The organism is Wenzhouxiangella sp. XN79A, from assembly GCF_012272825.1.
In the GTDB taxonomy this organism is placed as follows: Bacteria; Pseudomonadota; Gammaproteobacteria; order Xanthomonadales; family Wenzhouxiangellaceae.
The window spans coordinates 1-11,612 of sequence record NZ_JAAWWS010000119.1; the positions used below are offsets into that span (position 1 = coordinate 1).

An 11,612-nucleotide genomic window follows, 5' to 3' on the forward strand; every position below is an offset into this window, starting at 1 on the left:
CGCCTCCGGCGCCCCGGGATGACGGTGAAGTAGAAAGGGCGCCCCGGGATGACGGTGAAGTAGAAAGGGCGCCCCGGGATGACGAGGAATGGAAAAGTGACGCCCGGGATGACGGTGAAGTAGGCGCGGCGCCCCACCCACACCTTGTCGCCCCGGGGCCGGCCCTCTACACCTCGTCGTCCCGGGGCCGGCGCAGCCGGAACCCGGGACCTCGTGACGCAATCGCCCGTCGAACCCAGGCGGCAGCTTCGGGAGATCCCGGGTTCGCCTTCGGCGCCCCGGGATGACGAGGAATGGAAAAGTGACGCCCCGGAACGACGGTGAAGAAGGCGCGGCGCCCCACCCACACCTCGTCGCCCCGGGGCCGGCCCTCTACACCTCGTCGTCCCGGGGCCGGCGCAGCCGAAACCCGGGACCTCGTGACGCGATTGCCCGTAGAACCGTGGCGCCACCTTCGGGAGATCCCGGGTTCGCCTTCGGCGCCCCGGGATGACTGTGAAGTAGAAAGGGCGCCCCGGGATGACGAGGAAAGGAAAAGCCGCGCCCTCGCCAGCACCCCGCTTCCGTGCTCTCCGTCACACTTCCTGCCCCGCCCCATTCGCCCGGACCGACGATTTACGTCACTCTTTTCGAAAATTTGCGCACTGCAGCACACTACATCTTGAAAAACGTCGTATCCAATGCATATTTCGATGGTTTCGCCAACGCCATTCCATTTGTCCGGAAATCATCGTAACCAACTGACAGAAAAGAAAAAAACAGAAGCGTGAACTGCGGCAGCACGGGGGCCGCTTCTGGGGTTCGGGAGTGTGATTTCCGTCATCCGGTCGATTTCGGAACGAGAGTTGCATTCATTAACGCATAGTAAAGTGCATTTCACGCGGCGTTCTGCGCCCCCGGGCCTCGACAGAACGCACCGCGCACCAGGAGTACAGAGACTGATGAAGATTCGCGCATTGACGACGCTGTTGGTCCTCGCCACCGCAGCCGCACACGCCTCGGAACAGCCGCTGTTCGAGCTGCATGAATCCGTCCGCAGCCCGGACCCGCGCAGCGACTGGCGCACCGGTACGGTTTACTTCGAACGCGGCCCGGCTCGCTCGGCCTTCCTGCAGGCCGCGCGCGGCGAGCGCAGCAAGCCGGTTTCCGGTTTCGACGCCGCGCAGATCGCCGCCAGCGCACCGACCGGCAAGGACGGCCGGGTGCTGGTCGAGATCCGCTTCGATGCATCGCGCCGCACCAGCCAGCGCGCGGCACTGCGCGCCGCCGGCGCGGAGATCCACACCGACGTGACCACCAACCTGGTCGAAGCCTGGGTCGAGCCGCGCCAGCTCAAGGCGCTGCAGCGCTCGCTGAACGGCGCCACCCTCCGCCCGGCCCGCCTGGTCCAGCCCACCGGCCAGCGTGCCGGCTCGGTGACCAGCGAAGGCGTGGTCGAAAGCGGCGCCGACATCTATCACGGCTACGGCGCCGACGGCAGCGGCCAGATCATCACCATCATCGACTCCGGCTTTGCCGGCTGGTCGGCCCTGCAGGCCTCCGGCGACTGGCCGGCCGGCGCCGACCTGCAGCGCTTCGAGGTCAACGGCAGCACGGTCATCGACTGCTCCAGCGCCGCCTGCCCGACCTTCGAAGACGACGACCACGGCGCCAACACCGTGTCGATCGCCTTCGACACCGCGCCGGGCGCGACCTTCCGCGTCTACAAGACCCGCACCGTCGGCGAGTGGTACGAAGCCATGCTGCACGCCAGCGACGAGACCCTGCACGCCGACGGCCGCCACTCCGACATCATCTCCGCCTCGCTGAGCGCGCCGCTGGACGGCGTCGGCGACGGCTCGGCCTGCCCGCCGAATCAGCCGGCCCCGTGCGGCACGATTGCCGAGGCCGCCGAAATCGCCCAGGCGCGACGCTCGTTCGTAGTCAATGCGGCGGCCAACAATCGGGAGAATCACTGGGGCGGGCTGTACAGCTCGACCAGCCCGGGCATCCTCGGCTACCAGGACGCGCTGAGCTTCGGCGGCGGCAACCTGAACGTCAGCCCGTTCTGCCTGCCGGACGGCTTCCCCATCCGGGTCGAGATGTTCTGGGACGACTGGACCGACGTCGACCACGACTACGACCTGTTCCTGGTGCGTCGGACCGATGCCGGCGGCTGGACCATCGTCAGTTCGTCGACCGCGATGCAGAGCGGCAGCCCCGCCTCGCAGAACCCGCAGGAGTTCATCGGGTTCACCGCCAGCGGCAGCAGCGCCGGCTGCACCAGCGGCTCGAACTATGGTGTGCTGGTCGCGCGCTGGGACGCCCCGACCAACCGCAACATCCAGCTGTTCTCGAACATCGGGTTCGGCCTCAACGTGCCCGAGCGCAGCCTGGGCTTCCCGGCCGACAACGCGGCGGTGTTCGCCGTCGGCGCGCTGGACCTGAGCATCGACGACACCACCCCGGCCTGGTACAGCTCCGAAGGCCCGGTGCTGGCCCCCGGCGGCGGCCTGCCGAGCGGCTCCAACCCGCCGGCCGTGGCCAAGCCCGACGGCATGAGCTTCAGCCCCGTGTCGACCTCCGTCGGCGGCGGCACCACCTTCGGCGGCACCTCGTCGGCCGCCCCGCACGCCGCCGGTCTGGCCGCCCTGCTGAACCAGGTGCGCCAGGCCAAGCCGATCATCACCACCGTGAACTGCGCCCTTGCCATCCGCGAAGGCATGGAGTGGCTGGGCCAGTTCAACGGCAACGACCTGAATGCGCCGGGCCACGACACGACGACGGGGCATGGGCGGATGCGGTTGTCGGAGTGCAGCAAAACCGCCTCGGTCGCTGCAGAACGCTGGCAAATGATTTCCACCGGCTGTGAACGCCTTGCAGATCCTACCGTTGCGTCCTACTTCAGCGACACCACTCTTGGGGCCTTCGATGACGACTGGTCACTATGGTCCTGGGACGCTGTGAACAACAGTTATCAGCGATTGACGCTCAGCGATACGCTAGCGCCGGAGCGGAGCTACTGGATCTTCAGCGACCGGGCTGCAACCGTCCAATTCAGCGGCGTAAAACCGGACATCACGGAACAGATCGCAGTCGACACTGTGGGCGAACCCGGCAGCGTGCTCGGCAAACCGCACATGATCGCCAATCCCCGTCTCATCGATCTCGATTGGAGCGAAGTGCAGTTCCAGTACGACGGCACCACCAATGATTTCGCAACCGCGGTTTCCGATGGGAAGGTTCGGTCCATCATGTGGACCTGGGAGCCCGGCACAGGGCAGTATCAGGAGTTCAACGGACTGTTGTTCGAAGGATCTCTTCCGCCGGGCGGCGCATTCTGGATCCGGACGCTGGAAGACGTTGAAGTTCGAATCCCAACTCCTGCGGCGCTGGTAGCGGCCCGAGCAGGCGGCTCTCGGGCGACCGATCGCAGAGACGCTGCGCGTAACCCGTCACATTGGCTTGTCGATGTCGCGTTTGAAGGTGACGATAGTCGCGCCAGTGTGCGCCTCGGCCAGCACGAGGAAGCAAAAACTGGATTCGATCACTACGATGCCGAGCGCCTTCCCGGCTTCAGCGCGGCGCCGGTGGCCATGGCCTTCGCAGGCTCGGCTTCGGGGACTGCCACAACGCCCCTTCAGCGTGACTTCCGGACGTTCGACGAGCCCTCTACTTGGTACATCGAAGTCGAAGTCAATCAGACTGGGCATTACACGCTTGACTGGTTCGGCAATCAAGAGATACTGTCGAAGAGCCGAATCCAGACCCCGTGGGGACGGATTATCGATGCGGATATCGAACCGACCGAAGTCGACGTGTATCTGGTCGAAGGCGTGCACCGCATGACATGGATCTACGAACCATGAGCATGGGTATGGGAACGAAGCCGCATTGGAGAATGGGCAGGCTGTGAACGAGCGAGACGCCAGAGAGGGCCAGGAAAAACCGCTTGCTGACATTGGCAAGAGACCCGAATACCACCCACCAGAGGTCAAGACGGTTCAGTTGCGAAACATCGTTTTGCAGGGTCCGCCGTCCCCCCCGGGCGATGGGAACCCCCAGCGCTGGGACGAAGGCTGGTAACGGAGATCGTTGGCGCCCCGACCTTGGTCTTCTGGACAAGATTGCCCAAAAGCAACCATTCAATCCCGCGACAAGCTTCGATCCAGCGCAGTCAGGAAGTCGGACGCATCTCGCTCGGCACGTTCGATATCGACTTCGTAGGCGTCGACCAGAGCTTCGGCGAGCGCCTTTTCAGAATCGGCGCGAGAAGATATCGCATCCAACAGGGTGACGGCCGAGCCATTCAACGTCATCAACTGCTCCCCCTCGATATCCAGCACCACCGCCGTCCCGTCGTCCATCCGATTGACGGTCAACCGGCCAGAATCCAGCGCGGCTCGAATCTGTTGGATCGCATCACTCATCGGGTCACACGGCGTTGGCTCGATGGCAGCATTCTGCCTCAATCCTCAATAGACTGTACGGGTCCGAGCCGGAATTCCGCATGCCCGCCGCCGCACGCCCCGATCCCGCCCATCCGCTGCGCTTCAGCCTGAGCCTGGTCCGCCCCTGGCGCGGCCTGCTGGCCGGCATCGCGGCGGTCCTGCTGATCGAGACGGCCGCCACGCTGACCCTGCCACTGCTGGGCGGCCGGTTCGCCGCCGGGCTGCTGGGCGAGGACGGCACAACCTCGCTGCCGCTGCTGGGCGCGGCGATCGTCGGCGTGCTGCTGCTGCAGCTGGGCCTGCGCATCGTCGGGCGGCTGGGCACGGCGCGGGTCGGCGACGAGATCCTGCTCGACCTGCGCCAGCGCACCTTCGACCACCTGCAGCGCCTGCCCGTCCGCCACCACGACCACGCCAGGCGCGGCGACACGCTGTCGCTGCTGACCACCGACGCCCAGACGATTTCCGGCTTCCTGTCCAGCGCGCTGCCGGGCCTGGCGCCCACGGCGCTGACGCTGGTCGGCGCGCTGGGCGCGCTGGCCTGGATGCGGCCCGGACTGGCCGCGCTGATCGCGCTGGTGGTCATCCCCTGTGTGGTGGGCCTGCGCTTCTGGATGCGGTCCATCCGCAGCCGGGCGCGGGCCTGGTTCGACGCCCAGTCGCAGACCGTCAGCGTCGCCGAGCAGGCCATCGAGCTGCTGCCGATGATCAAGGCCGAGGCCCGCGAGCGGCAGCAGCTGGACCTGTACCGGGATTCCGCCGGTATCGCAATGGACAAGGCCCGCCGGATGCGCCGGGTGATGGCGCCGCTGCAGCCGGTCATCCAGCTGGCATCGCTGACCGGCATCGTCGCCCTGCTGCTGGTGGCCGCCGGCCCGTGGAGCGCCAGGCCGGCCGCGCCGCAGGAACTGGTCACGCTGCTGCTCTACGGCGTGCTGGTCGCCCGGCCGCTGTCGTCTCTGGCCGACCTGGCCGGCCGCGCCTCGAGCACCCGCGGCGCGCTGGGCCGCATCCTCGAGACCCTTTCACTGGCCCCGGAGCCGACAGGCGGCAGCCGGACCCCGCCCCAGGCGCTGCGCGAGGGCATCCGGTTCGAGAGCGTCAGCTTCGGCTACGACCCGCAGCGGCCGGTGCTGCAGGACTTCGACCTGAGCATCCAGGCCGGCGAACGCGTCGCCATCACCGGCCCCAACGGCGCCGGCAAGACCACGCTGATCTGGCTGCTGATGCGCTTCCATCAGCCCGATGCGGGCCGCATCACGCTGGACGGCACGGAAGTCGAGGCCTTCGAGCTTTCCGCGCTGCGCCGCTCGATCGCGCTGGTGCCGCAGAAAGTCTGGCTGTTCCAGGGTTCGATTGCCGACAACATCCGGCTTGGCGATGCCGAGGCCGGCATGGACCGGGTGCGCCGGGCTGCAGAGCTGGCCGGCGCCGCGGAGTTCATCGAAGCGATGGATCAGGGCTATGACACCGAACTGGGCCCGCGCGGGGCGCGCATCTCCGGCGGCCAGCAGCAGCGCCTGGCCCTGGCCCGCGCCCTGCTGCGGCCGACGCCGATCCTGGTGCTGGACGAACCCACCGCCATGTTCGACGAAGAAGGCGAACAGGCGCTGGTCGAACGCATCGGTCCGGAACTCGAGGGCCGGACCCTGATCATGATCACGCACCGGCCGGCGCTTTTGCAGCTGGCCGATCGGCGCATCGAGCTGGGCCCGACGAGCCTCGGCACGGCCGACCTGCGCGCGGCCCCGTGAAGATCGAACCCGCCGCGAGTCCGGCCAGCGCTCGGCTGATCCCGAGCGACGCCGGCTCGGAACTGCTGTTCCATGGGCTGGCGCCCGACGAACTGGCCGCGTGCCTGGGTCAGGGCCGCAGACCGCGACCCTGGAATGTGCCGCGCCAGATCCAGGTCGGGCTACCCGGCGACGACATCCAGAACGAACCCGGCACCCCGTCCATCGAGCACGAGCTCGAAGACGGCAGGGTCTTGATCGAATCCGGGGCGCCGGCCCGGGTGAACGTGTCCGACGCCCACGCCGCGCCCGAGTTTCCGATGCCGAAAAGCCTGATGCTGGGAATTTCGCAGCAGTGGGCCCGGCGCGGCCGAATCTCGCTGCATGCCGCGGCCATCGAACTCCACCGCCGCCGCCTGCTGGTGATCGGCGAAAGCGGCGCCGGCAAATCCACCCTGGCGCTGTCGGCGCTGGCGATGGGCGGCCGGCTGGTCAGCGACGACTGGCTACTGCTGCGCCTCGAAGACCAGGCCCTGCACTGCACACCGCTGCGCGACCGGATGCTGCTGCGCACAGGCCCGGCCAGCGCAACGCTGCTGGAGCGCATTCCCGAATCCCCCCTGCTGGAGCCGGCACATCTCGAGAAACAATGGATGGACTACCGCGCGCTGGGGCGTGGGCTGCCGGAGATAACGTGCGAAGCGCTGCTGTACCTGGTCCCCGCGCAGCCGCGGCCGACCAGCACCCGACTGACGTCCGTGCCCGTCGCCGAAATGTATGCCGCCCTACTGAACTCGACCAGCGCCCTGCTGTTCTCGAACCGCCTGCGCGCGGAATCCGAACACCTGCACCAACTTGCCCTGAACCTGGTCCGCCTGCCGAACCGCAAGGCCACCTGCGGCACGGACCTGCTGGACGAGCCCAAGCGGGTATGGGAGCGGGTGATCGACGAGCTGTTCTGACGGCGGGATCGATTGCACGGATGCGGTCAATCTCCAACGAGCGAGGCGCCATTTTTCCTTTCATCGTCATCACGGGGCGCCGCTCCTGCTTCACCGTCATCCCAGGGCGCCCTTTCTGCTTCACAGTCATCCCGGAGCGCCCTTTCTACTTCACCGTCATCCCAGGGCGTCCTTTCTACTTCACCGTCATCCCAGGGCGCCCTTTCTACTTCACCGTCATCCCGGGGCGCCCTTTCTACTTCACCGTCATCCCGGGGCGCCGAAGGCGAACCCGGGATCTCCCGAAGGTGGCGTCCCGGTTCGACGGGCAATCGCGTCACGAGATGTCTCGACTCGCGCGAGTCTCGGGGTGGTCAGGACGAGTTGCAAGCAACTCTGACCGCTCCGGGTTCCGGCTGCGCCGGCCCCGGGACGACGAGGAGTAAAAAAAACCGGCCCCGGGACGACGAGGAGCAAAAAAACCGCCCCCGGGACGACGAGGTGTTGGTGGGCGCCGTCTCTGCAGTCCGATGGGCGACGCGGTCCGGTTCACGCGCAAGCGCGCTCCAACAGATGAACGGCGCGAAGCGTCGTTTTTCGTAGAGGAGGCATACTCACGTTTCCGAAAAATATCAGCCGGTTGCCCGAAGATTCAAGAGAATCGCCCACCCTCGCCCAGCAGATCGTCGTTGCCACTGAGTGAACCGGCGACTATATGACGAATTTTCTTGGTCCTCAATATCGGAGCTTCATACTTTTCTCTCGACTCCTTCTGATTCAAGCCTTGCTGCGAATCAGCCGTTTCCGTTATCGATTTGTTCATATTCGAAATTTCCAGTCCCGGGTTTCAAAGAAATTGCTCCGCGCTAATGCCACCTATGCAAAAACTCTTGGGAGGCTCTTCCGCAATCTGGTTGGAAGTAACCAGACTCCGAGCATAGCCCAGGTTCTAGTTGATCAGTGTCAGATCCTTCCGCCATTCCCGACTTGTCGATCTGAAATCCTCTGAAAAATGGTCTATTTTCTGGAAATCAAGAAATGAGGGCATGAGCCCCTATTCCACAAACACACCCTGCATCCGCTTGATCTCGATAAACGAAGGTGCCAAAGCCGCAATGTTGTCGCGAGCAGCCTCGCCCAGTTCCGGGCATTCGATCGGCTCCGCGCGAGCTGCGCTGCCGAACGTCGGTTTTCGAACGCCCACGATCTCGGAAAGCCCGGGCGAAAAGTGTTCCAGCAAGTTGCGCTGCAGCCCGCGAGCCGAGCCGCCGGCCAAGCAATGTCGGCTTGCAGCCGGGAGTGCCGCGGTAAGCACAAGAGCGTCGCGGAACGGCGCACGGAACGAACAGCCATACCAATCGGCTTCCTGCGCTGCCGCCATGTAGAAAATCGCATAGCCCTGCATCAAAGCCCGTCGCAGGCTCCGGGCCCGGCCACTGACCAAAACACGGGCAACCCCCCGGGCATACAACATGGGCGACCGGTAGGCAAATCGAAATGCGCCGCCCGGCACACCTCGTACCAGAATGCCCATGGCTTTCCTGCGATGAGTCCAGAAGATCTCGTCACCGCCGACGCCCGAAAGAATCACCGAAGCCCCTTTGTCGCGGGCGCAGCGGGCTGTTTCAGTCGTGAAGTACGTGGTCGTGAACGGTAGCACGTCGCAATGCGAGAACAGCGCGTCTCGGTCGTCGGCAAAGCGTCTTCTCGACAGGTCGAATTCATCCAGTACAACTCCGGCGCGCTCGGCTGAAAGTCGCGCTTCGACGGATTCGTCGCAATCCATGCCCGGAAATACGAACGTGATGGCCCGCGTCGAAAGCCCGGCTGAAACCATTGCATGCAACAACAGATTCGAATCCAGCCCACCGCTTACCTGAAGTACGTTTTGCACACCTTCGCTGGCGTGCCCAAGACTGATGGAAAGATGTCCAGCGAGCGTTTCAAGCACGTCGTTCTTGGAACGAGTCTTTTTGGCGTTGCGCACAAAGGTCTCGATCCAATGCGTATTCAATATCGACCTCGGCGATTCGCGATTACGCGACCACCGGATCACCTGGTCCGGTTCGACCAACTCGATGCCGGCGAAATGGGATCGAGGCGGCGTGTATTCGGCGCGTTGATGCATTGCACGCAGCCGCTGGAGAGACAACGGAAATCGGGTGTTCAGCAAACGCTCGGCTTGCTCGACCCGGGAAGTCAGGCAGACACGCTTGTTTCGAGATGCTTGATAAAGTGTGTAGGACCCAGCCAGATCCCGCAGCACTATCAACTCGTTCCTGCGCCGGTCGAATACGACCAGGTTGAACTGCCCGGCGATGTCCGACACCCCCGAGTCCAGCATCCGCTCGATCGAATCATTCAACCCGGCATCCGAATACGGCCACCCCTCCCAGGCCGCGACCCAGTCTTCGGTCACATGGATTCGATCGGCCGCCAACACGCAGCCCGAGGCCTCGAACATACCGGCTGCAGGCGCGGCTTCGCACTGCTGCCGAACCCAGTCGCATTGCGCGGCATCCAGGGTCCCGTACAGCGCGATCAACATCGCGAGCTCACAAGCAGGCAACCAGGCACGCCGCTATCGACCCAGCGCCCGCCGAACATACAAGCCCGGCAACCCCCACCGCGACCCCTCGGGATACTTCCTGCGCATGTGGGCCGCCGGCGGGAAGGCCAGGCGCCAGCCATAGCGAAGCCTGGCGCGCCAGCCGGTTTCTTCCGCGGCGTTGCGGAGCATATCCAGGACCGGCGTGGTCACCGGCTGCGTAAGCCGGGCGGCGCGCTCGCCTCGGCTGGCGGCGCGCAGCGAGTCGAGCCAGTCGGCCGGCACCGGCGTATCGAACCGCTCGATGCAGGCCTGCAGGGCAGCGGCCAGCAGCGAGCCGACGCCACAGGCCCGAGCCCGCTCGGCCGCGCGATTGCGGGCCGGCGGGTCCGACTTGCGCCACAGCAGGTCCATGTCCAGCAACCACTGGTCGGGCCGGAACTCGCCGCGATGATGGCCGTAGTAGTGCGTCGCCGCGTGCAGCAGCGCATCGACCGTGCCGAGGCCGCGCGCATCGACCGCCGCTGTGGTCAGCGACTGCGCGCGCTCGAGCAAGTGGGCAACGGCGAGACGCTGTTTCAGAAGCGGCCGGTTGGAAAGATCCCAGTGCAGGTCCACGGCGTGCACCAGCGAATCGCTCGGCCGGATCCACTGCTTCTGCGTCATCGGCGGCCCGCCTTCGACTTCGTAGGACGGCCGGAATCGCGCGGCGCGAAGCGCCTGCTGCGCTGCGTCCACCGCATCGGGCGGCACCAGCAGGTCCAGGTCGGTTCGAATACGGTCCTCCGGCGCCGGATACACCGTCCGCGCCAGCAACGCCCCCTTCAGCACCAGAAACGGCACCCGGCGCTCGACGAAGGCCTCCATCACACCCGCCTCGATCTCGCCCCGCAGCCGCATCTCCTCCCGAGACTTCGCCGCCAACTGCCCCGCCGGCGCCACCAGGTCCCGCCGCAGCAGCCCTCGATCGGCCAGCAACCCCGCCACCGGCAACAAGCGATGCGCCGCCAGCGCCTGCAGGCACTTGGCCGGGTCCGATTGCTCACGCCAGTCCAGCTCGCTCATGCGCCAAGAATACCCAACAAACCCCGGCCACACGCCCACCCCGTCGTCCCGGAACCGGCGCCGACCCTTCCGCGTCGTCCCGGGGCCGGCGAAGCCGGAGCCCGGGACCTCGTGAAGGAATCGCCCGTCGAACCCTGCCGCCAGCCTTCTACACCTCGTCGTCCCGGGGCCGGCGAAGCCGGAACCCGGGACCTCGTCACGGAATCGCCCCTCGAACCCTGGCGCCAGCGCAGGGAGATCCCGGGTTCGCCTTCGGCGCCCCGGGATGACGGTGAAGTAGAAACGGCGCCCCGGGATGACGAGGAATGGAAAAGTGACGCCCCGGGATGACGGTGAAGCAGGCGCGGCGCCCCACCCACAGCTCGTCGTCCCGGGGCCGGCGAAGCCGGAACCCGGGACCTCGTCACGGAATCGCCCATCGAACCGTGGCGCCAGCATCACGAGATTCCGGATCTCCGCTGCGCTCCGTCCGGAATGACGAAGGGGGGGAGGAGGTGCCACCGCCCCACCCACACCTCGTCGTCCCGGGGCCGGCGCAGCCGGAACCCGGGACCTCGTGACGCAATCGCCCGTCAGAACCCTGGCGCCAGCCCAGGGAGATCCCGGGTTCGCCTTCGGCGCCCCGGGATGACGGAGAAGTAGAAAGGGCGCCCCGGGATGACGAGGAATGGAAAAGTGACGCCCCGGGATGACGGTGAAGCAGGCGCGGCGCCCCACCCACACCTCGTCGTCCCGGGGCCGGCGAAGCCGGAACCCGGGACCTCGTGACGCAATCGCCCGTAGAACCCTGCCGCCAGCCTTCTACACCTCGTCGTCCCGGGGCCGGCGCAGCCGGAACCCGGGACCTCGTGACGCAATCGCCCGTCAGAACCCTGGCGCCAGCCCAGGGAGATCC

6 protein-coding genes are annotated in these 11,612 nt (G+C 66.1%); 3 read left to right on the forward strand and 3 right to left on the reverse strand.

The window, feature by feature from the left end; genetic code table 11:
• Positions 1-941 precede the first annotated feature (941 nt).
• A complete protein-coding gene (locus HFP89_RS00285) occupies positions 942-3,848 on the forward strand; it encodes a S8 family serine peptidase (protein WP_168715639.1) in 2,907 nt (968 codons plus the stop codon).
• A gap of 276 nt (positions 3,849-4,124) precedes the next feature.
• Here HFP89_RS00285 and HFP89_RS00290 read toward each other — a convergent pair whose 3' ends face one another.
• Positions 4,125-4,409: a PqqD family protein gene (locus HFP89_RS00290; protein WP_168715640.1), complete on the reverse strand. Its 285-nt coding sequence runs from the start codon at positions 4,407-4,409 to the stop codon at positions 4,125-4,127.
• 80 nt (positions 4,410-4,489) lie between these two features.
• On the opposite strand from HFP89_RS00290, the gene HFP89_RS00295 reads away from it, so the two are divergent.
• Both HFP89_RS00295 and HFP89_RS00300 read left to right on the forward strand, forming a co-directional pair.
• Positions 4,490-6,184: an ABC transporter ATP-binding protein gene (locus HFP89_RS00295; protein WP_168715641.1), complete on the forward strand. Its 1,695-nt coding sequence runs from the start codon at positions 4,490-4,492 to the stop codon at positions 6,182-6,184.
• Positions 6,181-7,125: a hypothetical protein gene (locus HFP89_RS00300; RefSeq protein WP_168715642.1), complete on the forward strand. Its 945-nt coding sequence runs from the start codon at positions 6,181-6,183 to the stop codon at positions 7,123-7,125. Before HFP89_RS00295 ends, HFP89_RS00300 begins: the two co-directional genes overlap by 4 nt.
• 1,033 nt (positions 7,126-8,158) lie before the next feature.
• Here HFP89_RS00300 and HFP89_RS00305 read toward each other — a convergent pair.
• The gene (locus tag HFP89_RS00305; RefSeq protein WP_168715643.1) at positions 8,159-9,652 is read right to left on the reverse strand and encodes an asparagine synthetase B family protein; all 1,494 of its coding nucleotides are present in this window, start codon (positions 9,650-9,652) and stop codon (positions 8,159-8,161) included.
• A 33-nt stretch (positions 9,653-9,685) separates the two neighbouring features.
• On the reverse strand, positions 9,686-10,717 hold the full coding sequence (locus tag HFP89_RS00310) for a nucleotidyltransferase family protein (protein ID WP_168715644.1): 1,032 nt from the start codon (positions 10,715-10,717) through the stop codon (positions 9,686-9,688).
• Positions 10,718-11,612 lie beyond the last annotated feature (895 nt).